Source organism: Ideonella sp. BN130291 (assembly GCF_036231905.1).
In the GTDB taxonomy this organism is placed as follows: Bacteria; Pseudomonadota; Gammaproteobacteria; order Burkholderiales; family Burkholderiaceae_C; genus CAMLIZ01.
This window is the reverse complement of the sequence record NZ_JAZARE010000010.1, coordinates 251,042-274,662: the sequence shown is the minus strand read 5'-3', so window position 1 is coordinate 274,662 and position 23,621 is coordinate 251,042. Positions and strand designations below refer to the sequence as shown.

Below are 23,621 nucleotides of genomic sequence, written 5' to 3'. Positions count from 1 at the left end.
CGTCTTCAAGCCATTCGAGGAGCCCCATGGAAATTCGCCAGCCCATCCACAGCGAGCACGCCCGCACGCTGGACACCGCCGGCCTGCGCCGCCAGTTTTTGGTGGAGGACCTGTTCGTTCCGGAGCAGGCCACGCTCACCTACAGCCAGATCGACCGCATCATCGTGGGCGGCATCCAGCCGGTGAACCAGGCGGTGCGCTTCTCGCCGGAGCTCGGCAGGCACACCGGCACCGACTTCTTCCTGCAGCGCCGCGAGCTCGGCCTGATCAACATCGGCGGCGACGCGGTGGTGGAGGTGGACGGCCGGCGCTACGAGGTGGCCGCGCGCGAAGCGCTGTACATCGGCCAGGGCGCCAAGGAAGTGGCGTTCAGCAGCGTGGACCCGGCCAAGCCCGCCAAGCTGTACTTCAACTGCGCACCGGCCCACACGCACTACCCCAACAAGAAGATCACGCTGGCGGAAGCCTCACCCGAGACGCTGGGCGACGCCAAGACCAGCAACCGCCGCACGATCTACAAGTTCCTGGTGCCCGATGTGCTGCCCACCTGCCAGCTGCTGATGGGCATGACCCAGCTGGAGCCCGGCAGCCTGTGGAACACCATGCCCTGCCACACCCACGAGCGGCGCATGGAGGTCTACTTCTATTTCGACATGCCGGCCGATGGCGTGGTGTTCCACATGCTGGGCGAGCCCAGCGAGACGCGCCACCTGGTGGTGCGCAACGAGCAGGCGGTGATCGCGCCCAGCTGGTCCATCCACAGCGGCGTGGGCACCCAGGCCTACACCTTCATCTGGGGCATGGTGGGCGAGAACCAGGTCTTCAAGGACATGGACCACGTGCCCATGACCAGCCTGCGCTGAGGTGGCCCAGCACATGGTGCTCGATCAATTCAGCGTGGCCGGCAAGGTGGCGGTGGTCACCGGCTGCAACACCGGTCTCGGCCAGGGCATGGCCTGCGCGCTGGCGCAGGCGGGCGCCGACGTGGTGGGCGTCAACATGAGCGCGCCCACCGACACCGCGGCCCGGGTGGAGGCGGCCGGCCGGCGCTTCCTCGACCTGCGTGCCGACCTGTCGGACATCGCATGCATCGAAGGCCTGCTGCGCGAGGCGGTGGCCTGGGGCGGGCACGTGGACGTGCTCGTCAACAACGCCGGCATCATCCGCCGCGACGATGCGCTTTCCTTCAGCGAGAAGGACTGGGACGACGTGATGAACGTCAACCTGAAGACCGTGTTCTTCTTTTCCCAGGCGGTGGCGCGGCAGTACATCGCGCAGGGCAGCGGCGGCAAGATCATCAACGTGGCGTCGATGCTCTCCTTCCAGGGCGGCGTGCGCGTGCCCTCGTACACCGCGGCCAAGAGCGGTGTGATGGGCGTGACACGCTTGCTGGCCAACGAATGGGCCCAGCACCGCATCAACGTGAACGCGATCGCGCCCGGCTACATGGCCACCAACAACACCGAGCCGCTGCGCAAGGACAGTGAGCGCAGCACGGCGATCCTCGAGCGCATTCCGGCGGGGCGCTGGGGTGTGCCGGAGGATCTGGCGGGGCCGGTGGTGTTCTTGGCTTCTGCGGCTTCGGACTATGTGAACGGGTACACCGTGGCGGTGGACGGTGGTTGGTTGGCGCGATGAGCGTGCTTGCTGGGCCTAGGCCTGCCTCCGCCTTTGCGGAGACGTTGGTGAGTCTGATGCCGCGCAACCCCGGTCGCAGGAGAGCGGCTTGGGGTGCGGCGCCGGCGGGCCGTGGCAGGCGGCGAAGAGCGCAGTGCTGGCGGCGGCGCGCGCAGCGCGCATCAACATCTGACTCGCCGGCGATGTGCGCAGTGCGCGCAGCGCACGGAGCTAAATGGACGGCGCAGCCCCCAGCGCGAGCACCGCAGCGAAGTCGCCCCGCAGGGGCGACCGCCGGAGATCGGCCCGCCGGCGCCGCACCCCAAGCCGCTCGGGCGCTCCATCCGTCGCACGTTACTCGGGCGCTACACCCCCCGCAGGCCCGCTGAAGCCATGTACGAAAACAAGCGCACCGGCCTGCTCTTCGCACTGCCGTTCCTCATCGGCGTGCTGATGTTCAAGCTGTTCCCGTTCGTGATGAGCTTGGCGGTCAGCTTCACGCAGTACGACGTGTTCTCGCCGCCGCGTTTTGCCGGCGCGCAGAACTACGCCCAGATGGTGCAGGACCCGGTGTTCCGCCGTTCGCTCGGCGTGACGCTGCTGTTCGTGGCGCTGGCGGTGCCCTTGCGCGTGGGCTTTGCGCTCTTCATCGCGCATGTGCTGAACTTCAAGCTGCGCGGTATCAACTTCTTCCGCTCCGCGTTCTACCTGCCCTCCATCCTGGGCGGTTCGATTGCAGTGGCGGTGCTGTGGCGCTTCATCTTCTCGCAGCATGGGCTGGTCAACGGCGTGCTCGCGCGCGTGGGGCTGGAGCCGATCGCCTGGCTGGCCGACGAGCGCTTTTCGATCTGGACCATCGTGACGCTGTTCGTCTGGCAGTTCGGCTCCTCGATGGTGATCTTTCTGGCCGCGCTGCAGAACGTGCCGCAGTCGCTGTACGAGGCGGCGGAGATCGATGGCGCCAGCAAGTGGCAGCAGTTCACCCGCATCACGGTGCCGCTGATCACGCCGGTGATCTTCTTCAACCTGATCATGCAGCTGGTGCACGGCTTCCAGGAATTCAACGGCCCGTACATGGTGACCGAGGGCGGGCCGCTGCAGTCCACCTACCTGCTCAGCCTCTACATCTACGAAGAGTGCTTCCGCTACTTCAACCTGGGCTATGGCGCCGCGATGTCGTGGGTGCTGTTCGCGCTGGTGGGGGCCCTGAGCGCGGTGTCGTTCTGGAGCTCGAAGTACTGGGTGTTCTATTCGGGCGAGAAGGAGGCCAAGCGATGAGCACGCCCGTGGCACACCTGGCGATGCCGCCGGCCACCGACGCGCTCAACGGGCAGCAGCTGCGCCGCGAGCGCATCAGCATCGTGTTGCGCTACCTGGCGCTGGGCCTCGTGGGCCTGGTGATGCTGTACCCGATCTTCTGGCTGGTGGGCGCCTCGTTCAAGACCAATGCGGAGATCTTCGGCGGCGTGGGGCTGCTGCCGGCGCAGCTCGACTTCACGGCCTATGCCAAAGGCTGGAAGACCAGCAGCGAATACACCTTCGCCACCTACTTCCTCAACTCCTTCCTGATCGTGGTGCCGCGCATCGTGGTGACCGTGATCTCCTGCGTGCTGGTGGCCTATGCGTTTGCGCGCTGCGACTTCTGGGGCAAGAAGCTGCTGTTCGCGGTGATGGTGGCGACGCTGATGCTGCCGCAGATCATTCTGCGCATCCCGCAGTACCTGTTGTTCAAGGAGCTGGGCTGGCTGGACACCTACCTGCCGATCATCGTGCCCTCGGCCTTTGCCACTGACACCTTCTTCGTGTTCATGTTGGTGCAGTTCCTGCGCGGCATCCCGCGCGACATGGAGGAGGCCGCGCAGATCGACGGCTGCAATCCGCTGCAGGTGCTGCTGTACGTGATCATGCCGCTGCTCAAGCCGGCGATCGTGTCGGTGATCGTGTTCCAGTTCATCTGGACGATGAACGACTTCATGGGCCCGCTGATCTACCTGAGCTCGGTGGAGAAGTACCCGGTGTCGCTGGCGCTGAAGATGACCATGGGCGCCACCGAGGAGGTGGAGTGGGCGAGTGCCATCGCGATCTCCGTGGTAGCGCTGCTGCCTTCGGTGGCGGTGTTCTTCGCCGCGCAGAAGCATTTCATCGAAAGCGCCGCCTCCAGCGGCATCAAGGGCTGAGGGAGCAGGCGCGTGGCACACGTGAGCTTGAGAGGAATCCAGAAGGTCTATCCCAATGGCTTCAAGGCCGTGCATGGGGTGGACCTTGAGGTGCGCGACGGCGAGTTCATGGTCTTCGTGGGGCCCAGCGGCTGCGCCAAGAGCACCTTGCTGCGCATGATCGCCGGGCTGGAAAGCATCACCGGCGGCGAGCTGCACATCGGCGAGCAGCTGGTCAATGCGCTGCCGGCCAAGCAGCGCGGCATCGCGATGGTCTTCCAGAACTATGCGCTCTATCCGCACATGAAGGTGCGCGAGAACCTGGCCTTCGGCTTGAAGCTCGCCGGCACGCCCAAGGCCGAGGTGGAGCAGCGCGTGCTCGAAGCCGCCCGGCTGCTGGAGATGGAGCACCTGCTGGACCGCTATCCCAAGCAGCTGTCGGGCGGCCAGGCGCAGCGGGTGGCGGTGGGCCGCGCGATCGTCAAGCGCCCGGCGGTGTTCCTGTTCGACGAGCCGCTGTCCAACCTGGATGCCAAGCTGCGCGCGTCCATGCGCGTGCGCCTGACCGAGCTGCACCAGACGCTGCGCTCCGGCGGCCGGCCGGCCACCGTGGTGTACGTCACCCACGACCAGGTGGAGGCCATGACCATGGGCGAGCGCATCTGCGTGCTCAAGGACGGCAGCATCCAGCAGGTGGACGTGCCGGCGGCGCTGTACGAGCGGCCGGCCAATGCGTTTGTCGCCGGCTTCATCGGGTCGCCCGAGATGAACCTGCACAAGGTGGACCTGGCCCAAGGCGCCGTGCACTGGGGCGGCGTGCAACTACCCCTGCCGCCGGCCAAGGCGGCGCGCGTGGGCATGCGGCAGGGCGCTGTCACCCTCGGCCTGCGGCCCGAGCACCTGACGGCGCAGCGCACCCATGCCGGCGCGGTGCCGCTGCCCGGCCGCCTGCGCTTCATGGAGAACATGGGTAGCGAGGTGTTCGTGCATGCCGAGATCGGTGGGCTGCGTTTCACCAGCCGCGTGCCGCCCGATGCACTGGGCGACCTGGCCACCAAGGCGCGTGGCGAGGCCCACACCTTCCATGCGCAGGCGCAGGCTTGCCATGTGTTCGACGCCGACACCGGCGTCAACCTGCTCCTCTGATGCAGCGCCGCATCTTTCTTCTCGCCCCCGCGGCGATGGCGGCACGCCCGGCGCGGGCCCAGGCGCCCACCACGCTGCGCTTTCTCTGGTGGGGCGGCAGCGACCGGCATGCGCGCACCTTGAAGGCCATCGCTGCCTTCGAAGCGCGCCATCCGGGCGTGCGCGTCAAGGCCGAGTACATGGGCTTCAACGGCTACCTGGAGAAGCTGACCATGCAGATGGCCAGCGGCACCGAAGCCGATGTGCTGCAGATCAACTGGGCGTGGCTGGCGATGTTCAGCCGCCAGGGCACCGGCTTCCTGGACCTGCAGCAGCAGGCCGGTGCGATCGCGCTCGACCAGTTCAGCGCGGCCGACCTCGACAGCTGCCGGGTGAACGGCAGGCTCAACGGCCTGCCTGTGTCCTACACCGCGAGGCTCTTTCTCTGGAACCAATCCACCTTCCAACGCGCCGGTCTGGCGCTGCCGCGGAGCTGGGACGAGCTCTTCGCCGCCGGTCCGGCCTTCAAGGCGCGGCTGGGTGAAGGCTTCTATCCGCTGGACGGCGAGCCCTACGACATGCTGTTGCTGGCCCATGCCCATGTGATGCAGCAACACGGCACGCCGTATGTGCACCCCACCGAGCCGCGCGTGGCCATGAGCGCGGCGGCGCTGCTGGACTGGGTGCAGACCTACCGGCGCCTGGGCGACACCGGCACCTGCACGCCAGTGCCTTACCGCGCCAGCCTGGGCGGCGTGGACAAACCCACCGAGCAGCAGCAGGACTGGGTGGCGGGCCGCTGGGCCGGCAACTTCACCTGGGACTCGGCCTTCCGCTTGCGCGCGTCCACCTTGGCCAAGGGGCAGCAGCTGGCGCTGGGCGAGTACCTCACGCTGCCCGGTGCGCAGACCAGCGGCCTGTTCGCGCGGCCCACGCTGCTGTTTTCGGTGAGCCGGCACACCCGGCAGCCGGAGCTCGCCGCGCGCTTCCTCGACTTCATGACCACCGACGTGGACGCGGCCCGCATCCTGGGCACCACGCGGGCCTTGCCGTCCGCGGCGCGTGCGCGCGATGCACTGGAGCGCGAAGGCCAGGTGCCGCCGCTGGAGCTGGCGGCGCAGCGCCAGATCCGCCAGCTGCGCGAGGCCGGCCGCGTGCAGGTGCCGTCACCGCGCTTCGAGGACGCCCGCCTGCGCCGCCTGATGCGCGAGGTGTTCGAGCGCATCTCCTACCGCAAGCTCACCGACCAGGAGGCCGCACGCCGCCTGCTGGACGAGGGCAACGCACTTCTCAGCCGCATGACATGAGCAAGAACACTCTTCGCCACCTGCAGTTCCAGTACAGCGAGGACCCGGACACCGGCGCGCGCGTGACACGCCTCACGCCGATCGACGTGACTTGCCACCGCAACTACTTCTATCAGAAGTGCTTCACGAACGACGGCCAGAAGCTGGTGTTCGGCGGTGAGTTCGGTCCCGGCACCGACTGGCACTACCACCTGCTGGACCTGCAGACGGGTGATTGCCTGCAGCTCACCGACCAGCCGGAGGAAAACACCTTCGGCGGTTTCCTGAGCCCGGACGACAGGCACCTGTACTTCGTGCGCGCCAAGCGCCAGCTGATCCGCCTGGTCCTGGCCACGCTGCAGGAAGAGGTGGCCTACGTCGTGCCCGAAGGCTGGGTGGGCTACGGCACCTGGGTGGCCAACAGCGCCTGCACCAAGATGGTCGGCATCGAGATCCGCGCGAGCGACTGGTTCCCGCTGACCGACTGGCAGAAATTCCGCGAGATGTTCTTCCGCAAGCCGCGCTGCCGCCTGATCCGCATCGACCTGGCGACCGGGCAGCGCGAGACCATCCACGAGGTGGATTGCTGGCTGGGTCATCCGCAGTACCGGCCCTTCGACGACAGCACCGTGGCCTTCTGCCACGAAGGCAACCACGATCTGGTGGACGCGCGCATGTGGTTCATCGACGAGGACGGCAGCAACCTGCGTTGCGGCAAGCGCCACGCCGAAGGCGAAAGCTGCACCCACGAGTTCTGGGTGCCCGACGGCTCGGCGATGGTGTACGTGTCGTACCTCAAGGGCCATGCCGAACGCTGGATCCGGTCGCTGGACCCGGTGACCCTGCAGGACCGTGCGCTGACCGTGATGCCGCCGTGCTCTCACCTGATGAGCAACTTTGATGGCACGCTGATCGTGGGGGATGGCTGCGCCAGCCCGGCCGACGTGGATGACAAAAGCGGCTACTCGATAGCACCCGACCCCTACCTGCACCTGTTCGACCTGAAGGCGGGCACCGAGCGGCCGATCGCGCGCCACGACAGCTCCTGGCAGGTCTACAAGGGCGACCGCCAGGTGACGCATCCGCATCCCTCCTTCACGCCGGATGAAAGGCAGGTGCTGTTCAGTTGCGACAAGGCGGGCGAGCCGGGGGTGTTCCTGGCCGATTTGCAGCCGCGTTCGGACGTGTCGCCGGCGTGAAACGCTGGCTGCGCTTCCTGGCCCTGGCAACCTGCTTCGCGGGCGCGGTGCTGCCGGCCGCGGCCCAGCGCCTGCAGCTCGGCGATGCGCAGGCCGCGGCCGCGACACGTGCGGCCGTGCTCGGCGTGGCCGGGCCGGTGGCCGCGCCGGTGCGTGATGGCTGGGATCCCATGCGGCCCGTGATGCCCCAGCCGCTGCGGCGCTATCGCGTGGAGCCCGCTGCGGCGGACGGGCGGACGGTGTTCCGCACGGTGCAGGGCGCGGTGAACCGCGCGGTCGTGGATCTGCAGGCCGGCCCCGGGAACCCGGTGCCGGTGCTCATCGAGGTGATGCCGGGCGACTATCCCGAACTGGTGATCGTGCCGCCGGCCCCCGTGTCCATCCGCCTGCAGGGGCTCACGGCCGACCCCCGCGAGGTGCGCATCCACCAGGCCACCCACTCCGGCATGGCAGGCGCACGCTACCGCGCGCTGCATGCCGCGGTGTACGAAGCGCCCGGTGTGCCTGCCGAGGTGGCGGCCGCGTACCGCGCCTGCGCCGCACGCCAGACCCTGGGCACCTTCTGCTCCGCCGGGATGCAGGTGCGCAACGACGGCTTCGAGTTGCGCGACCTCACGGTGGAGAACGACTACGACGAAAGCGATCCGGGCAACCAGCACCAGGCGGTGGCTTTCGCCAGTGACGGTGCGGATCGGGTGCAGCTGCGCCAGGTGCGGCTGTTGGGCAACCAGGACACGCTGCTGCTGCGCAGCGCGTCGCCCGACCGCATCGCCCGCGTGTTCGTGCACCGCAGCCTGGTGGCGGGCGACGTGGACTTCATCTTCGGCAACGCCACCGCCTACTTCCTCGACAGCGAGATCCGCTGGGTGGGCGCCGCGCGCGGCCGGCAGGGCGGCTACCTGGCCGCGCCCAGCACGCGCCTGAAAACGCCTTATGGCTTCGTGTTCGAGCATTGCGACTTCACCGCAGAGCCGGCCGCACCGGCCGGCAGCGTGAAGCTGGCGCGGCAGTGGTTCGAGGCCACGCCTTGCAGCCCTTATGGCGACAACGCACGCCACTGCAAACCGGCCCAGGCCAGCACCGAGGCGGTGGGCAAGATGCTGGTGCTGCGCTCCTGGCTGGGCGCGCACCTCGATCGCGATGCGCCCTGGGCCGACTGGAACAGCGACCGCGGCCATCGTGCGTATCGCAAGGTACAGGCGGACACCGACGCGTTCTGGCAGCAGCTCGCCGAAGCGGGCCATGACCCGGCCTCGCTGGGCTACCGCCGTGCCACGCCGCCGGAGCCCTTTCTCGCCGAATACCGCAACCTCGGTCCGACCAGCGCCACGCCCCAGGCCAGCCTGGAGCGGTCGGTGCTGGCCGAAGGTGACGGCTGGGCCAGTGCCGAGGGCGGCACGCGTGGCGGGGCCGATGCGCGGCCTGAACGTGTGTTCGACGTCCGCAACCGCGCCGAGCTGGCGGCCGCGCTGGCGCAGGGCAGGGGGGCGCCCGACGAGCCGCGCATCGTGCGCGTGCACGGCAGCATCGACCTCTCGACCGACGATGCCGGCCGGTCGCTGGGCGCTGAGGACTATCGCGACCCAGCCTTCGACTTCGAGGCCTACCTGAGGGCCTATGACCCGGCCGTGTGGGGCCGCAAGCCGCCCGAGGGGCCGCTGGAAGAGGCGCGCCGGCGCTCGCAGCAGCGCCAGGCCGAGCGGGTGGTGCTGCGGGTGCCAAGCCGCACCACGATCGTCGGCGTGGGAGCCGCTGCACGCCTCCTGCACGGCACGCTGCTGCTGCAGGAGGTGAGCGACGTGATCGTGCGCAACCTCGCCTTCGAGGACGCCTTCGACCACTTTCCGGCCTGGGATCCGAACGACAACGGTCACGGCGAGTGGAACTCGGAGTACGACAACCTCACGCTGCGCCGCGCCCACCATGTGTGGATCGACCATTGCAGCTTCAGCGACGGCGAGCGGCCCGACTCCCAGGCCCGCACGGCGCTCGGCCAGCGCATGCAGCACCACGACGGCCTGCTCGACATCACGCAGCAGTCCGACTTCGTCACCGTGTCGTGGAGCCATTTCAGGAACCACGACAAGACCATGCTGATCGGCGGCAGCGACGGCGCCCAGGCCGACGCTACCCACCTGCGGGTGAGCCTGCACCACAACCTGTGGGAGAACCTGAAGGAGCGCATGCCGCGGGTGCGCTATGGCCGCGTGCACGTGTTCAACAACCTCTACCTGCCGCGCAGCTCGGGGGACTACGCCTTCGCCTACGCCATCGGTGTGGGCGTCGAGTCGCGCATCGTGGCCGAACACAACGCCTGGGAAGCGCCGGAAGGCGTCAAGCCCACGTCGCTTGTGTCGGTGAAGAAGGGTGTGCGCCTGGCCGGCGCGAACAACCTGTTCAACGCGCGCCCGGTCGACCTGCGCGAGGCCGCGCCTTCCCCTTTGAACGAGGACGCCGGCTGGTGGCCGATGTCGCACGGCCGCATCGACGCGGCCGACGAAGCGGCCCGCCGCGTGCGCGCCGAAGCCGGGGCGGGCCACCTGTGAACGCAGTGCCTTCCACCGGGGAAATTGGCCGAGAATCGGCTTTCGAAACCCCATACCGGAACAATCGAAACATGGATGCCGATCCGTTCGACCCCAAGCAGCCCGACTCGGTGGCCGCGGTGCTCAAGGTGTTCGCCATCTTGCAGGCGCTGGGCGAAAACGCCGACACCGGCATCTCGGAGCTGTCCGTGCGCCTGGCCATGCCCAAGGCCACGGTCTACCGCTTCCTGCAGACGATGAAGACCCTGGGATATGTGCGCCAGGAGTCCGACAGCGAGCGCTACGGCCTCACGATGAAGGTGTACGAGCTGGGCACCAAGGCCCTGCAGACGCCCAACCTGATCGAGCTGGCCAAGCACCACATGCAGCTGCTGGCCGACCAAACGGGCGAGACGGTGCACCTGGGCATGCTGATCGACAGCGAAATCATCTACGTGCACAAGGTGGACTCGCGCCACATGCTGGGCATGTACTCCCGAGTGGGCCGGCGCGCGCCGCTGCACTGCACCGCCATCGGCAAGGTGCTGATGGCCTGGGAGCACCCCGAGCGGCGTGACCGCATCCTCGACGGCGCCGAGTTCCAGCGTTTCCGCGACAAGACCATCACCGAGCGGCCGGCCTACCTGAAGGAGCTGCAGCGGGTGCGCGAGCAGGGCTTCGGCGAGGACCGGGAAGAGTTCGACGAGCACATCCGCTGCCTGGGCGTGCCCATCTTCGACCGCCTGTGCCAGCCGGTGGCCGGCCTGAGCGTGTCGTTCCCCACCTTCCGCTACGACCCCACGAAGGAGCCGGAGCTCGTGGCGATGCTGCACGACGCAGCGCGCGACGTTTCCCAGCGCCTGGGTTGCGCGCACTACCCACCCGACGGCCCGGCGCAGGCCAGGAGGCTGGGCGATCGCTGATACCCGCTCTGGCATAAATCCCACTTGACGTGCCGGGCCTGCACAGCGACGATTCACGTAGTTGTACGACGACTGATAACTGACGATGCCCCGCCACCGTTTTTCCCGTTTGCTGCTCACCGGCGCCGCCGGTGGCCTGGGCCGCGTCTTGCGGCCCCGGTTGGCGGCCTATTGCGATCGCCTGCGGGTATCCGACCACGCGGCGCTGGGCGACGCCGCGGCGCATGAGGAGCTGGCGCCCGCGGCCCTGCAGGACGGCGCGGCCGTGCTGGCGCTGCTGCAGGGCGTGGACGCGGTGGTGCACCTGGGCGGGGTGTCGGTGGAGGCCGCCTTCGAGCGGATCCTGCAGGCCAACATCGTGGGCGTGTTCAACCTCTACGAGGCGGCGCGCAAGCAGGGTGTGAAGCGCATCGTCTTCGCCAGCTCCAACCACGTGGTGGGGTTCTACCGGCAGAACGAGGTGCTGGACACCCGTGTGCCGCCGCGCCCGGACACGCTGTACGGCGTGAGCAAGGCCTTCGGCGAAAACCTGGCCAGCATGTACCACGACCGCTACGGCATCGAGACGGTGTGCCTGCGCATCGGCAGCGCCACGCCCCAGCCGGAAAACCGCCGCATGCTGGCCACCTGGCTGAGCCACGACGACCTGGAGCGCCTGGTGATCGCCGGGCTCACCGCGCCCAGCGCGGGCCACACGGTGATCTATGGCACCAGCGACAACGCCACCCGCTGGTGGGACAACACCCTGGCCGGCCACCTCGGCTATCGGCCGCGTGACAGCGCCGACCCCTGGCGCGACGAACTCGAGGCCGTCGAGCCGCTGGACCCGCGCAACGCGGCGCAGACCTGGCAGGGCGGCGCCTTCGTCCACCTCGGCCCCTACGACTGATCTCGCCCGCATCTTTGCCACACCAGAACCGGCACAGCCGACACGACACAGGAGACATACGCATGAGCCAACCCCTTCTTCGCCGCCTCGCCCACGCAGCGGCTGCCCTCGCCGCGCTGAGCGCCGCGTCGGTCCACGCCGCCGACTTCCGCTCCTCCGACATCCACCCCGACGGCTACCCCACGGTGGAAGCCGTCAAGTACATGGGCCAGCAGCTGAGCAAGGCCACCAATGGCCGGCTGAGCATCAAGGTGTTCAACAACAGCGCGCTCGGCAGCGAGAAGGACACCATCGAACAGACCAAGCTGGGCGCACTGGCGATGACGCGCGTGAACATCGCGCCGATGAACAACATCTGCCCCGAGACGGTGGTGCCCACCATGCCCTTCCTGTTCCACAGCAAGGAACACATGCGCAAGGTGCTGGACGGCCCCATCGGCGACGAGATCCTCAAGGCCTGCGAGCCGCAGGGCTTCGTCGGCCTGGCCTTCTATGACAGCGGCGCGCGTTCGCTCTACACGGTGAAGAAGCCGGTGCGCACGATGGCCGATGCCAAGGGCCTGAAGGTGCGGGTGCAGCAGTCGGACCTGTGGGTGGCGCTGCTGGAAGCGATGGGCGCCAACGCCACGCCCATGCCCTTCGGCGAGGTCTACACCGCGCTCAAGACCGGCCTGGTGGATGCGGCCGAGAACAACTATCCGTCCTACGAAAGCTCGCGCCATTTCGAGGTGGCCAGGTACTACTCCAAGACCGAGCACTCCATGGCGCCGGAGATGCTGCTGTTCAGCAAGCGCGTGTGGGACACGCTCACCCCGGCCGACCAGCAGCTGATCCGCAAGCTGGCCAAGGAGTCGGTGCCCTACATGCGCAAGCTGTGGGACGAGCGCGAGGAGAAGTCGCTGGCCACGGTGAAGGCCGCGGGCGCCGAGATCATCGAGGTGGACAAGGCCTCGTTCCGCAGCGCCATGAAGCCGGTGTACGACAAGTTCCTGAAGGAGCCCAAGCTGCAGGCGCTGGTGAAGCGGATCCAGGATGTCCAGTAACGCGCAACTCGATGCAGGGCGCCTCGCGATGACGGCGCCGGCGCCCGCCAGCGCCGGCGCCCGCCTGGCCGCCGGCTACACGCGCCTGTGCCGCGCGCTGTCGCGCGGCTGCATGGCGCTGGGCATCGTGGGCCTGATGGTGCTCATCGCCGCGGTGCTGTACCAGGTGTTCGGCCGCTACGTGATGAACAACACGCCCACCTGGGCCGAGAGCCTGGCGCTGCTGGTGGTGCTGTACGTCACCATGTTCGGCGTGGCGGTGGGCGTGCGCGACGCCGGCCACATCGGCATGGAGTCGCTGCTGGTGCTGGTGCCCGAGGGCCTGCGTCGCAAGCTGGAGCTGCTGATCCATGCGCTGGTGGGCACCTTCGGCGCCCTGATGGCCTGGAACTGCGCCATCCTGGTGGAATCCGTGTGGACCTACCGCCTGCCCACCCTGGCCATCTCCGAAGGCTGGCGCTACGTGCCGGCGGTGATGGCCGGCGTGCTGATCACCATGTTCTCGATTGAACACATCGTCGCGCAGCTGCGCGGCACCGAGGTGGAGCCGACATGGGCGTGACCCTTCTGTCGATCAGCTTCTTCGCGCTGCTGATTCTCGGCGTGCCGGTGGCCTTTGCCATCGGCCTGGCCAGCATGGCCGCCATCCTGTACGAAGGCCTGCCGCTGGCGGTGGGCTTCCAGCAGATGGCCTCGGGCATGAACGTGTTCTCGTTCCTCGCGATCCCGTTCTTCATCTTCGCCGGCGAGCTGATGCTCTATGGCGGCATCGCCGACCGCATCGTGCGCTTCGCCAACAACCTGGTGGGCCATGTGCGCGGCGGCCTGGGCATGAGCAACGTGGTGGCGTGCACTTTGTTCGGCGGCGTGTCCGGCAGCCCGGTGGCCGACGTGTCGGCCATGGGCGCGGTGATGATCCCGATGATGAAGCGGCAGGGCTACCACGCCGACTACGCGGTGAACGTGACCACGCATGCCGCGCTGGTGGGTGCGCTGATGCCCACCTCGCACAACATGATCATCTACACCCTGTCCACCGGCGGCAAGGTGTCGATGGGCCACCTGATCCTCGCGGGCCTGATCCCGGCGTTGATCCTCACGCTGTGCAACCTCGCGGCTGCATACCTGGTGGCGGTCAAGCGCGGCTACCCCTCGGGCAAGTTCCCCGGCTGGGCCGCGGTGGCCAGCGCCTTCGCCGGCTCGCTGCCAGGGCTGATGGTGGTGGTGATCATCCTGGGCGGCATCCTGCTGGGCGCGTTCACGGCCACCGAGTCGGCCGCCGTGGCGGTGCTCTATGCGCTGGTGCTCACGCTGATCGTCTACCGCAGCCTCACGCGGGAGGAGTTCATCAAGGCCGCGCGCAAGGCGGTCAAGACCACCGGCGTGGTGCTGTTGCTCATCGGCATCAGCAATGTGTTCGGTTACCTGATCAGCCTGTACGAGCTGGCCGACCTGACCGGCAAGGCGCTGGCCTCGATCACGCAGACACCCTGGGTCGTGTTCCTGCTGGTCAACGTGATCCTGTTCGTGCTGGGCACCTTCCTGGACATGGCGGCCACCATCCTGCTGTGCACGCCGATCTTCCTGCCCATCTGCCAGCACTACGGCATGGGCTCGGTGCAGTTCGGGATCATGCTGCTGATCAATTGCGCGCTCGGCCTGAACACACCCCCGGTGGGCACCACCCAGTTCGTGGGCTGTGCGATCGGCGGTGTGTCGGTGGGCACGGTGATGCGCACGATCTGGCCTTTCTATGGCGCGCTGATCGCAGCCATGCTGCTGGTGACCTACGTGCCGGCCTTCTCCCTCTGGCTTCCCAACCTGGTGTTCCGATGAAACGACGTTCTATCCTGCGCGGCCTGCTGCCGCTGGCGGCCCTGCTGTCCACGGGGGCCGCGCTGGCCCAGGGCGACTGGCCGGCTGCCAAACCAATCAAGTTGGTGGTGCCCTTTGCCGCCGGCGGCACCTCCGACATCCTGGCCCGCCTGCTGGGCGAGCAGCTGCAGTCGCGCCTGAAGCAGACGGTGGTGATCGAGAACAGGGCCGGCGCCGGCGGCGTGATCGGCGCCGACGCGGTGGCCAAGGCGCCGCCGGATGGCTACACGCTGCTGCTGGGCACCATCTCCAGCCATGCGATCAACCCCGCGCTACAGCCGAAGATGCCCTATGACGCGGCCAAGGACTTCGCGCCCGTGATGCTGCTGGGCTCGATCTCCAACGTGCTGCTGGTGGGCGCGGCCCAGCCGGCCCACAACGTGAAGGAGCTGATCGCGCAGGCCAAGGCCAAACCCGGCAGCCTGCAGTTCGGCTCCGCCGGCACAGGCAGCTCGCAGCACATGTCGGGCGAGACCTTCAAGCTGATGACCGGCACCGACATCACCCACGTGCCTTACAAGGGCAGTGCGCCGTCGATGCAGGACCTGATCGGCGGCCAGATCCCGATGAGCTTCGAAACGGCCACCGTGGCGCTGCCGCACATCCAGAGCGGCAAGGTGAGGGCGCTGGCCGTCACCTCGGGTAAGCGCACCAAGGTGCTGCCCGACACGCCCACGCTGGCCGAGGCCGGCGTGCCGGGCTTCGACGTGGCGTCGTGGCAGGCCTTCTATGCACCGGCCGGCACGCCGCCGGCGATCGTGAAGCGGCTCAACAGCGAGCTGGCGGCCATCATCGCGCTGCCCGAGGTGAAGGCCAAGATGGAGGGCCTGGGCCTGGAGTACACGCCCAACACGCCGGAGCAGTTTGCCGAGTTCGGCCGCGCGGAGATCGCCAAGTGGTCGCGCATCGTCAAGGAAGCGAAAGTCACCCCGTGATCCACCGCACCCGCCGGGCCCTGGGGGCGCTGGCCGCCCTGATGTTCAGCGCCATGACCCACGCCGCCACCTTCGTCTACGTCTCCAATGCCGACAGCCGCGACATCTCGGTGCTGCAGCTCGACAGCGCCGGTGCGCTCAAGCCGCTGCAGACCGTTGCCGTGGGCGGCCAGGCCGGGCCGCTGGCCATCAGCCCGGACCGCCGCTTCCTCTACGTGGCGCTGCGCTCGCAGCCCTACACGGTGAGCAGCTTCGCGATCGATGCGGGCAACGGCCAGCTCAAGCCGCTGGGCGATGCGCCCTTGCCGGACAGCATGGCCCACATCGCCACCGACCGCAGCGGCCGCCATCTCTTCGGCGCCTCCTATGGTGGCCACAAGGTCAGCGTGAGCCCGATCGCGGCCGACGGCCGGGCGGGCGAGCCGGTGCAGGTGCTGCCCACCGGGCAGAACGCCCATGCCTCGCTGGTGGACCCGTCCAACCGCTATGTCTTTGTCACCAACCTCGGGTCCGACGCGGTGATGCAATGGCGCTTCGATGCGGATCGCGGCACGCTGCAGCCCAATGAACCGGCCACGTTGGCGGTGCGCGCCAAGGCCGGTCCGCGCCACCTGGTGTTCCATCCGAACGGGCGTTTTGTCGCCTTGCTCAACGAGCTGGATGCCAGCGTCGAGATGCTGGCCTTCGACCGCGCGCGTGGCACCTTGTCGTCGCTGCAAACGCTGTCCACGCTGCCGGAGGGGTTTGCCGGCAAGCCGTGGGCGGCCGACCTGCATTTCAGCCCGGATGGCCGCTTTCTCTACACCTCCGAGCGCACGTCCAGCACGCTGGCCGCGTTCTCGGTGGACGCCGCCACCGGCCGCCTCGCGCTTGTGGCGCACACGCCCACCGAGAAGCAGCCGCGCGGCTTTGCCGTCGATCCCCGCGGCCGCTGGCTGCTGGCCGCGGGGCAGCTGTCGCATGCGGTGACGGTGTATGCCATGGACCGCGACAACGGCGGCCTGCAGCCCCTGAAGTCCATACCCGTGGGGCAAGGCCCCCACTGGGTGGAGATCGTGAGCCTTCCCTGATGTTGAACCTCTCCTCCAAGCGCATCACCGGCCCGGTGATCCGGCTCCACCCCGACGACAACATCGTCATCGCCCGCGTTGACGTGGGCATCGGCACGCCGGTGCCCGGCGAAGGCTTCACCGCGCGCAGCCAGGTGAGCGCCGGCCACAAGATCGCCGCCCGCGCCATCGCGGCCGGCGAGCCGATCCGCAAGTACAACGTGGTGATCGGCTTTGCAGCGGCCGACATCCCGCCCGGCACCATGGTGCACTCGCACAACATCACCTTCCGCGAGTTCGACCGCGACTACGCCTTCACGCGCGACTACGTGCCCACGCCGCTGCTGCCCGAAAGCGAGCGCGCCACCTTCGAGGGCATCGTGCGCGCCGACGGCCGGGTGGGCACGCGCAACTACATCGGCATCCTGTCCACCGTGAACTGCTCGGCCACGGTGTGCCACAAGGTGGCGGAATGGTTCACGCCGGAGCGGCTGGCCGACTATCCCAACATCGACGGCGTGGCCGCCTTCACCCACGACACCGGCTGCGGCATGGAGATGAGCGGCGAGCCGATGGACCTGCTGCGCCGCACGATGGGCGGTTATGCGGTGCACCCGAACTTTGCGGCGGTGCTGGTGATCGGCCTGGGCTGCGAGCGCAACCAGCTCACCGGCTTCATGCAGCAGCAGGGCCTGGTGGCCGGGGAGAACCTGCACACCTTCGTGATGCAGGAGCAGGGCGGCACCCGCAAGACGATCGAGGCCGCGATCGAGGCGGTGAAGGCCCTTTTGCCGGGGGCCAACCGCGTCACGCGGCGCACGGTGCCGGCCAGCCACCTGAGCATCGGCCTGCAGTGCGGCGGCTCCGATGGTTTTTCCTCGATCACCGCCAACCCGGCGCTGGGCGCGGCCATGGACATCCTCGTGCGCCATGGCGGCACGGCGATCCTGAGCGAAACGCCCGAGATCTACGGCGTGGAACACACACTCACCTCGCGTGCGCGCAGCCGCGAAGTGGGCGAGAAGCTGGTGGAGCGCATCCGCTGGTGGAAGGACGAATACACCGTCGGCCGCGACGTGCAGATCAACGGCAAGGTGAGCCCGGGCAACAACGCCGGGGGCCTGGCCAACATCTTCGAAAAGAGCCTGGGCTCGTCGATGAAGGGCGGCACCACCGGGCTGATGGAGGTCTACAAGTACGCCGAGCCGGTGAAGCAGCCCGGCCTGGTGTTCATGGACACGCCGGGCTTCGACCCGTGTTCGGCCACCGGCCAGATCGCGGGCGGCGCCAACCTGGTGATGTTCACCACCGGGCGCGGCTCCATGTTCGGCTGCAAGCCGGTGCCGTCGGTGAAGCTGGCGACCAACACGCCGATGTACGCCAAGCTCACCGAGGACATGGACATCAACTGCGGCGAGATCCTGGACGGCACCGCGTCCATGGCCGAGATGGGCCAGAAGATCTTCGAGCTGATGCTGCGCGTGGCCTCAGGGGAAAAGAGCAAGAGCGAGTTGCTGGGCTTGGGCGACCACGAGTTTGTGCCCTGGAATATCGGAGTCGTGGGATAGGCGCTGGGCGCCTATCCCAAGGGGGCACGCCGGCGGTTTCTTGAGGCTTTTGGCTCGGCAGGGCGGGCCGTGCCACATTGCTGACGCCTCGCAGCGCAGTGCGCCCAGGCAACACTTCCGGGCCGCAGGTTCAGGGTTTGCCCTGTTCGGCGTATAACCACTGCGAACCCGCTTTCCGCCCCGCGATGCTGAAAACCGAAGCACCGAGCGATACCCATCCCGACCTCGACCTGTATCCCACCGAGCAGCTGGTCGATGCCTTCATCGACGACCAGGCGCATGCGCTGAACGCCGTGCGCTGGGCCGGCGGGCGCATTGCCGCCGCGGTGGAGGCGGCGGTGCCGCGCATCGCGGCTGGCGGCCGGCTGGTCTACGTGGGTGCCGGCACCTCCGGCCGCCTGGGCGTGCTGGACAGCGTGGAGCTCTACCCCACCTTCTCGTGGCCGCGTGACCAGGCGGTGGCCTTGATCGCGGGCGGCACGCCGGCGATGTTCGAGGCGGTGGAAGGCGCGGAGGACAGCGCTGAACAAGGCGCGGCGGACATCGCCAGCGCGGCGGTAAGCCCCCATGACGTGGTGATCCTGCTGGCCGCCTCCGGCACCACCCCCTACGTGATGGGTGCGCTGGCGGCGGCCCGGGCTGCCGGTGCGCTGACGATCGGCATTGCCAACAACCCGGCCGCGCCGCTCACCAAGGAAGCCGAGCTCGGCATCACGCTCAACACCGGCAGCGAGATCATCTCCGGCAGCACGCGCCTCAAGGCCGGCACCTCGCAGAAGATCGCGCTCAACACCTTGTCCAGCGCCATCATGGTGCGGCTGAACAAGGTCTACAAGAACCTGATGGTGGACGTGCATCCCACCAACGCCAAGCTGCACCGGCGGGCGCTTAGCCTCACCATGCGGGCCACCGGCGCCGACGAGGCCACCGCCCTGCGCACGCTGCAGGCCTGCGACCACCGCGTCAAGGTGGCCATCGTCGCCATCCTCAAGGGGGTGGATGTGGACCAGGCGCAGGCCCGGTTGGGCGCTGCCCGCGGCAGCGTGCGCACGGCGCTTGCCGACAGAGCGGGGTAGAGGGCCCGCGCCGTCTGCGGGCCAAGCCAAGGAGACCCGCATGGACATGAAACCCACTGCCAGGCGTTTGTTCGCCGGCCGGCGCGTGTGCACGGCGCTGGCCCTGATGGCCACCTGCGCCGCCTGGGCGGCCGGCAACCAGAGCGCGGCCGAGCAGCGCTACCAGCAGGAAAAGGCCCGTTGCATGAGCGGGCAGTCCCAGCAGGACCGCGCCACCTGCCTGAAAGAGGCGCGCAATGCCCTGGCCGAAGCACGCCGGGGCCGCCTGGACAACGGCCAGCAGGCTGCCTACAAGCGCAATGCCCTGGCGCGGTGCCAGGCCTTGCCGGCGCAGGACCAGGCCGATTGCGTGGCGCGTGCCGAAGGCCGCGGCACGGTGAGCGGCAGCGTGGAAGGTGGCGGCCTCTACAAGGAGACGACCACAGTGCAGATCGGCACGCCGCCTGCGGCTGGCTCGAACGCCACCCCGGCGGCCCCGGACGCCACCACCCCGGCGCCCACCACCTCCACCAGCGGCACGAGCGCCACGAACGGGAGCGCCGCTCCCGCCCAGCCTCCCAAGCAGTGAAGGAGATCCTCATGCGTGAAGACAAACCCCTGGCCAAGGGCGACCCGGACAGCAGCCGCAAGGGCAGCCTGAACAAGGACCCACTCACCGGTGCGCCCGGCGCCCACCCGGTCGGCGTGGGCGTGGGTGCAGCCGCCGGCGGCCTGGCGGCCGGCGCGGCGGTGGGCACCGTCGCCGGCCCGGTGGGCACGGTGGTCGGTGCCGCGGTGGGCGCCGTCGTCGGCGGTTTGGCCGGCAAGAGCGTGGCCGAGCTGGTGGACCCGACGCTGGAGGACGCCTACTGGCGCGACAACTTCGCCGGCCGGCCCTATGTGAGCCCGGGCGCCAGCTACGACGACTACGGCCCGGCGTTCCGTTATGGCGTGGACGAGTTCAACCGGCAGGAAGGCCGCACCTTCTCGGAGGCGGAGACCGATTTGTCGGCCGGCTGGCATGCGGCGCGCAGCGGCTCCCGGCTGGAGTGGGACGACGCCAAACACGCCACTCGCGACGCCTGGCAGCGGGTGAGCGACCGGGTGGAGCGCGCCGTGCCCGGCGATTCGGACGGCGACGGCCGCTGAAAGTGAGCCCCTGGCCGCCTGGCGGCCGCCCCCCGTGGGGGCTACGAAACGCGGCCGGGCAACCCGTCCGCGTTTCGCCCCGCCTCCAAGGCTGCCCCTGGCCGCTTTGCGGCCTGTCCCAGAGGGACTCTCGGCCCCTTGGGGACGGGTAGGCGCGTGGGGGAGGACCCCTGACCGCTCGGGCCTGTCCCAGGGGGCCGCGATCTGCGGCCGATGCGGGCGCGTCAGCGGTTCATCCGCTGTGCCATGTGGCCCAGTGCCACGGCCAGCGCGGCGCCGCCCAGCACCTTCACCACCTCGGGGTGTTGTGCGTAGACGCTGCCGATCTTGTCCATCACGCCGGGGTCCTTCTTTTCGGCCTCCTGGGCGATCTCGTGCACCTGCTCCGGGGTGATCCGGGCGGCGTCCTCCGGAGTGATGTTGGGCGGGGCGCTGCCGCCCGCGCCCTGACCGAGGCGGCCCAGCACGCCGCCGGCCAGGTTGCTCAGCACGGCCGGCCCCACGGTGCGGATCAGCTGGTTCAGCACGCCCGCACGCAGCTGAGGCCCGGAGTTGCCGAAGAGCTGGCCCAGCATCTGCCCGAATGGCGGCGTCTGGTCGGCCCGGAAGGCGTGCGCCACGCCGGCGCCCAGCACGTCGGGCGGCACCTGGCGCGCCACTTCGTCGAAGTCGGTGTGCGTGTCGGTCGCCCGCACGGCGTACTGCTGAAGAGTGTCCATCAAGCCCATGGCCCGCTCCGTTGTTGAGTGATGTGTCCAGGCGGCAACCCACGTGCCCTGCCGCGGCACAGCGCTTGCCCCTCTCCTGGTGACTGGAGACCACGCCATGAACACGCTCGCACCCCGCATCGCCCTGAACACCGTGCTGGCCACGGCGGTACTGTTCCTGGCCGCCGGCTGCGCGTCCACCCGCCTGGACGCGCAATGGGCCGACCCGCAGCTCGCCCCCGGCCTGCTGCGCGGCGCCAAGGTCATGGTGGCCTGCGAGGCCTATGAGCCGGTGGTCAAGCGCCTGTGCCTGGACCAGATGGCCTCCGAGCTCACCGCGCGCGGTGCCTCGCCCGTACTGGCCGCCGACGTGCCCAACAGCACGCCGGGCCGCCCGGTGCCGGCGGACCAGTTGCTCGGCGCCGCGCGGCTTGCGGGCGCCAAGGCGGTGTGGTCAACCACCATGCAGATCGCCGACCAGTCGGCGGGCTCGGGCTTCTCGGTGGGCCTGGGCGGCTTCGGCGGCGGCAGTCATGTGGGCGGCGGCGTGGGTGTCACCTTGCCGGTGGGCGGCGGGCAGGGCCGCAACGGCTATGCGGCCAACGGCACGCTCACCGATGTGGCCAGCGGCCGCATGCTGTGGACCGCCAAGGCCAGCGCGCCGCCTTCGAGTGACGTGAGCGCGCAGGTGGGTGAGCTGGCGCGCACGGTGCTGGGCGCGGCCGACAAGGCCGGCCTGTTCTGAACGCAGGCTGACGGCACGGGCCGGGCACTTGCCCGGCCGCCTGCAGGGTTGCGCGCGAGCGCGTAGGCTGCTGCGCTCCAAGGAGCGCGCTGCATGCAAACCACCCGCCTCGGCCACACCGGCCTTTCCGTCTCGCGCATCGCGCTGGGCATGATGACCTACGGCACGCCGCAGTGGCGGCCCTGGGTGCTGGACGAAGCCGCCAGCCGCCCGCTCGTGCAACGCGCCGTCGAACTCGGCATCAACTTCTTCGACACCGCCGACATGTATTCCGCCGGCGAAAGCGAAGTGCTCACCGGCCGCTTCGTGCGCGAGTTCTGCAAGCGCGACGAGGTGGTGATCGCCACCAAGCTCTACTTCCCGGTGAGCCTGGACTACCGCGGCGGCGCCTGGACCGGCAGCCCCAACGCACAAGGCCTGTCGCGCAAACGCATCTTCCATGCGGTGGACTGCAGCCTGCAGCGCCTTGGCACCGACTACATCGACCTGTACCAGATCCACCGCTGGGATCCGCACACGCCGATCGAGGAGACGATGGAGGCGCTGCACGAGGTGGTGAAAGCCGGCAAGGTGCGCTACCTCGGCGCCAGCTCCATGTGGGCCTGGCAGTTCGCCAAGGCGCAGGCGCTGGCGCACCAGCACGGCTGGAGCCGCTTCGTGAGCATGCAGAACCACTACAACCTGGTGTATCGCGAAGAAGAGCGGGAGATGATTCCGCTGTGCCGCGACCAGGGCGTGGCGCTCATCCCGTGGAGCCCGCTCGCGCGCGGCTTCCTGGCCGGCAACCGCGGCCGCGAGGACAAGGCCGGCGCGGCCACCTCGCGTGCGCAGACAGATTCCATTGCGCAGAACTACTACTACCGCGACAGCGACTTCCGCATCGTGGAGCGTGTGAAGGCGGTGGCCGCCGAGCGCGGCGTGAGTGCTGCGACGGTGGCCTATGCCTGGCTGCTGCACCAGCCCGGCGTCACCGCACCCATCATCGGCGCCAGCAAGCTGCCCCAGCTGGACGACGCCGCCGCCGCGGTGTCGCTGCAGCTCAGCGAGCAGGAACTCAAGAGCCTTGCGGAGGCTTACGAGCCGCATCCGGTGCTGGGCCACGAATGAGCGCGGCGTCATCCCAGCCCTACACGCCAACGGGGCTGTGGACGATGCATGCCCGCCTGCGTTCACGCTGCAATGGCTGCCGGGGGTGGCGGCCTGCATGCCCTCCCATGTGTTGAACGACAGGAGAACGCGATGAGAGAAGACAAACCCCTCGCCAAGGGCGAAACCAGGACCGCGAGCGACACCATGCGCGACGCCGTCGGCTCGCATCCCGTGGGCACCAGCGTGGGTGCTGTGGGTGGCCTGGCCGCGGGTGCAGCGATTGGTTCTGCCGCCGGCCCGGTGGGCACGCTGGTGGGCGCTGCTGCCGGTGCGGTCGCCGGTGCCCTGGCCGGCGGCGGCATCGCCGAGATGGTGGACCCGGAGGCCGAGGACGCCTACTGGCGCGACAACTACGCCAGCCGTCCGTATGTGTCCCAGAGCTACGGCTATGACGACTATGGCCCCGCCTACCGCTATGGCGTCGACTCCTACACCCGCACGGGCGGCCAGCGCGCCTGGGACGAAAGCGAAAGCGATCTCGCCACCGGCTGGGACAGTGCCCGCGGCAGCTCGCGCCTGGCCTGGGACGATGCCAGGCACGCCAGCCGTGATGCCTGGCACCGGGTGAAGGACACGGTGGAGCGCGCCGTGCCGGGTGACTCCGACCGCGACGGCAAGTGACCCCG

General features: G+C 68.9%; 23 protein-coding genes. 22 read left to right on the top strand and 1 reads right to left on the bottom strand.

The window, feature by feature from the left end; genetic code table 11:
- The first annotated feature begins 26 nt into the window (after nt 1-26).
- From kduI to VPH43_RS21390, 19 genes are all read left to right on the top strand, one after another.
- The gene (gene kduI, locus VPH43_RS21480; protein ID WP_328579797.1) at nt 27-863 is read left to right on the top strand and encodes a 5-dehydro-4-deoxy-D-glucuronate isomerase; all 837 of its coding nucleotides are present in this window, start codon (nt 27-29) and stop codon (nt 861-863) included.
- A 13-nt stretch (nt 864-876) separates the two neighbouring features.
- A complete protein-coding gene (gene kduD, locus VPH43_RS21475) occupies nt 877-1,638 on the top strand; it encodes a 2-dehydro-3-deoxy-D-gluconate 5-dehydrogenase KduD (RefSeq protein WP_328579796.1) in 762 nt (253 codons plus the stop codon).
- A 372-nt stretch (nt 1,639-2,010) separates the two neighbouring features.
- Entirely contained in the window at nt 2,011-2,895 is an 885-nt protein-coding gene (locus VPH43_RS21470; RefSeq protein ID WP_328579795.1) for a carbohydrate ABC transporter permease, read from the top strand.
- Nucleotides 2,892-3,794: a carbohydrate ABC transporter permease gene (locus VPH43_RS21465; RefSeq protein ID WP_328579794.1), complete on the top strand. Its 903-nt coding sequence runs from the start codon at nt 2,892-2,894 to the stop codon at nt 3,792-3,794. The genes VPH43_RS21470 and VPH43_RS21465 overlap by 4 nt, the downstream gene beginning before the upstream one ends.
- Nucleotides 3,795-3,806: 12 nt before the next feature.
- Nucleotides 3,807-4,919, top strand: coding sequence for an ABC transporter ATP-binding protein (locus tag VPH43_RS21460; protein WP_442909324.1), 1,113 nt, complete (start codon nt 3,807-3,809; stop codon nt 4,917-4,919).
- Nucleotides 4,919-6,205, top strand: a complete 1,287-nt coding sequence (locus tag VPH43_RS21455) for an ABC transporter substrate-binding protein (RefSeq protein ID WP_328579792.1) — start codon at nt 4,919-4,921, stop codon at nt 6,203-6,205. Before VPH43_RS21460 ends, VPH43_RS21455 begins: the two co-directional genes overlap by 1 nt.
- Nucleotides 6,202-7,383 (top strand): oligogalacturonate lyase family protein, encoded by a 1,182-nt coding sequence (locus VPH43_RS21450; RefSeq protein ID WP_328579791.1) that lies wholly within the window; start codon nt 6,202-6,204, stop codon nt 7,381-7,383. The genes VPH43_RS21455 and VPH43_RS21450 overlap by 4 nt, the downstream gene beginning before the upstream one ends.
- Nucleotides 7,380-9,929 carry a pectinesterase family protein gene (locus VPH43_RS21445; protein ID WP_328579790.1) on the top strand — a complete coding sequence of 850 codons (2,550 nt, stop codon included), beginning with the start codon at nt 7,380-7,382 and terminating at the stop codon, nt 9,927-9,929. The genes VPH43_RS21450 and VPH43_RS21445 overlap by 4 nt, the downstream gene beginning before the upstream one ends.
- Before the next feature lie 71 nt (nt 9,930-10,000).
- On the top strand, nt 10,001-10,831 hold the full coding sequence (gene kdgR / locus VPH43_RS21440; protein WP_328579789.1) for a DNA-binding transcriptional regulator KdgR: 831 nt from the start codon (nt 10,001-10,003) through the stop codon (nt 10,829-10,831).
- 85 nt (nt 10,832-10,916) lie between these two features.
- The gene (locus VPH43_RS21435; RefSeq protein WP_328579788.1) at nt 10,917-11,720 is read left to right on the top strand and encodes an NAD-dependent epimerase/dehydratase family protein; all 804 of its coding nucleotides are present in this window, start codon (nt 10,917-10,919) and stop codon (nt 11,718-11,720) included.
- A 62-nt stretch (nt 11,721-11,782) separates the two neighbouring features.
- On the top strand, nt 11,783-12,763 hold the full coding sequence (locus VPH43_RS21430; RefSeq protein WP_328579787.1) for a TRAP transporter substrate-binding protein: 981 nt from the start codon (nt 11,783-11,785) through the stop codon (nt 12,761-12,763).
- 28 nt (nt 12,764-12,791) lie between these two features.
- Nucleotides 12,792-13,325 (top strand): TRAP transporter small permease, encoded by a 534-nt coding sequence (locus tag VPH43_RS21425; RefSeq protein ID WP_328579813.1) that lies wholly within the window; start codon nt 12,792-12,794, stop codon nt 13,323-13,325.
- Nucleotides 13,316-14,599 (top strand): TRAP transporter large permease, encoded by a 1,284-nt coding sequence (locus VPH43_RS21420; protein WP_328579786.1) that lies wholly within the window; start codon nt 13,316-13,318, stop codon nt 14,597-14,599. Before VPH43_RS21425 ends, VPH43_RS21420 begins: the two co-directional genes overlap by 10 nt.
- The gene (locus VPH43_RS21415; protein ID WP_328579785.1) at nt 14,596-15,573 is read left to right on the top strand and encodes a Bug family tripartite tricarboxylate transporter substrate binding protein; all 978 of its coding nucleotides are present in this window, start codon (nt 14,596-14,598) and stop codon (nt 15,571-15,573) included. The genes VPH43_RS21420 and VPH43_RS21415 overlap by 4 nt, the downstream gene beginning before the upstream one ends.
- The gene (locus tag VPH43_RS21410; protein WP_328579784.1) at nt 15,570-16,643 is read left to right on the top strand and encodes a lactonase family protein; all 1,074 of its coding nucleotides are present in this window, start codon (nt 15,570-15,572) and stop codon (nt 16,641-16,643) included. Before VPH43_RS21415 ends, VPH43_RS21410 begins: the two co-directional genes overlap by 4 nt.
- A complete protein-coding gene (locus tag VPH43_RS21405) occupies nt 16,643-18,190 on the top strand; it encodes a UxaA family hydrolase (protein WP_328579783.1) in 1,548 nt (515 codons plus the stop codon). Before VPH43_RS21410 ends, VPH43_RS21405 begins: the two co-directional genes overlap by 1 nt.
- Nucleotides 18,191-18,375: 185 nt before the next feature.
- The gene (gene murQ / locus VPH43_RS21400; protein ID WP_328579782.1) at nt 18,376-19,266 is read left to right on the top strand and encodes an N-acetylmuramic acid 6-phosphate etherase; all 891 of its coding nucleotides are present in this window, start codon (nt 18,376-18,378) and stop codon (nt 19,264-19,266) included.
- Nucleotides 19,267-19,306: 40 nt separating this feature from the next.
- Nucleotides 19,307-19,834, top strand: a complete 528-nt coding sequence (locus VPH43_RS21395) for a hypothetical protein (RefSeq protein WP_328579781.1) — start codon at nt 19,307-19,309, stop codon at nt 19,832-19,834.
- An 11-nt stretch (nt 19,835-19,845) separates the two neighbouring features.
- A complete protein-coding gene (locus VPH43_RS21390) occupies nt 19,846-20,394 on the top strand; it encodes a hypothetical protein (RefSeq protein ID WP_328579780.1) in 549 nt (182 codons plus the stop codon).
- A gap of 224 nt (nt 20,395-20,618) precedes the next feature.
- Here the strand turns inward: VPH43_RS21390 and VPH43_RS21385 are convergent, their stop codons facing one another.
- The gene (locus VPH43_RS21385) at nt 20,619-21,122 is read right to left on the bottom strand and encodes a hypothetical protein (RefSeq protein WP_328579779.1); all 504 of its coding nucleotides are present in this window, start codon (nt 21,120-21,122) and stop codon (nt 20,619-20,621) included.
- 97 nt (nt 21,123-21,219) lie between these two features.
- Between VPH43_RS21385 and VPH43_RS21380 the strand changes: the two genes are divergently transcribed.
- The 3 genes from VPH43_RS21380 to VPH43_RS21370 all read left to right on the top strand — a co-directional run bounded on the left by VPH43_RS21380 (nt 21,220) and on the right by VPH43_RS21370 (nt 23,616).
- Nucleotides 21,220-21,846, top strand: a complete 627-nt coding sequence (locus VPH43_RS21380; RefSeq protein WP_328579778.1) for a hypothetical protein — start codon at nt 21,220-21,222, stop codon at nt 21,844-21,846.
- Between the two features lie 93 nt (nt 21,847-21,939).
- A complete protein-coding gene (locus VPH43_RS21375; RefSeq protein ID WP_328579777.1) occupies nt 21,940-22,953 on the top strand; it encodes an aldo/keto reductase in 1,014 nt (337 codons plus the stop codon).
- 132 nt (nt 22,954-23,085) lie between these two features.
- Nucleotides 23,086-23,616 (top strand): glycine zipper domain-containing protein, encoded by a 531-nt coding sequence (locus VPH43_RS21370; protein WP_328579776.1) that lies wholly within the window; start codon nt 23,086-23,088, stop codon nt 23,614-23,616.
- The last annotated feature ends 5 nt before the right edge of the window (nt 23,617-23,621 follow it).

Coding starts and splice junctions, on each gene's coding strand:
- VPH43_RS21390 (WP_328579780.1), top strand. CDS start 19,846: ATGCGTGAAGACAAACCCCTGGCCAAGGGCGACCCGGACAGCAGCCGC.
- kdgR (WP_328579789.1), top strand. CDS start 10,001: ATGGATGCCGATCCGTTCGACCCCAAGCAGCCCGACTCGGTGGCCGCG.
- VPH43_RS21415 (WP_328579785.1), top strand. CDS start 14,596: ATGAAACGACGTTCTATCCTGCGCGGCCTGCTGCCGCTGGCGGCCCTG.
- VPH43_RS21435 (WP_328579788.1), top strand. CDS start 10,917: ATGCCCCGCCACCGTTTTTCCCGTTTGCTGCTCACCGGCGCCGCCGGT.
- VPH43_RS21380 (WP_328579778.1), top strand. CDS start 21,220: ATGAACACGCTCGCACCCCGCATCGCCCTGAACACCGTGCTGGCCACG.
- VPH43_RS21455 (WP_328579792.1), top strand. CDS start 4,919: ATGCAGCGCCGCATCTTTCTTCTCGCCCCCGCGGCGATGGCGGCACGC.
- VPH43_RS21465 (WP_328579794.1), top strand. CDS start 2,892: ATGAGCACGCCCGTGGCACACCTGGCGATGCCGCCGGCCACCGACGCG.
- VPH43_RS21470 (WP_328579795.1), top strand. CDS start 2,011: ATGTACGAAAACAAGCGCACCGGCCTGCTCTTCGCACTGCCGTTCCTC.
- VPH43_RS21370 (WP_328579776.1), top strand. CDS start 23,086: ATGAGAGAAGACAAACCCCTCGCCAAGGGCGAAACCAGGACCGCGAGC.
- VPH43_RS21425 (WP_328579813.1), top strand. CDS start 12,792: ATGACGGCGCCGGCGCCCGCCAGCGCCGGCGCCCGCCTGGCCGCCGGC.
- VPH43_RS21395 (WP_328579781.1), top strand. CDS start 19,307: ATGGACATGAAACCCACTGCCAGGCGTTTGTTCGCCGGCCGGCGCGTG.
- VPH43_RS21405 (WP_328579783.1), top strand. CDS start 16,643: ATGTTGAACCTCTCCTCCAAGCGCATCACCGGCCCGGTGATCCGGCTC.
- VPH43_RS21430 (WP_328579787.1), top strand. CDS start 11,783: ATGAGCCAACCCCTTCTTCGCCGCCTCGCCCACGCAGCGGCTGCCCTC.
- murQ (WP_328579782.1), top strand. CDS start 18,376: ATGCTGAAAACCGAAGCACCGAGCGATACCCATCCCGACCTCGACCTG.
- VPH43_RS21385 (WP_328579779.1), bottom strand. CDS start 21,122: ATGGGCTTGATGGACACTCTTCAGCAGTACGCCGTGCGGGCGACCGAC.
- VPH43_RS21375 (WP_328579777.1), top strand. CDS start 21,940: ATGCAAACCACCCGCCTCGGCCACACCGGCCTTTCCGTCTCGCGCATC.
- kduI (WP_328579797.1), top strand. CDS start 27: ATGGAAATTCGCCAGCCCATCCACAGCGAGCACGCCCGCACGCTGGAC.
- VPH43_RS21420 (WP_328579786.1), top strand. CDS start 13,316: ATGGGCGTGACCCTTCTGTCGATCAGCTTCTTCGCGCTGCTGATTCTC.
- kduD (WP_328579796.1), top strand. CDS start 877: ATGGTGCTCGATCAATTCAGCGTGGCCGGCAAGGTGGCGGTGGTCACC.
- VPH43_RS21450 (WP_328579791.1), top strand. CDS start 6,202: ATGAGCAAGAACACTCTTCGCCACCTGCAGTTCCAGTACAGCGAGGAC.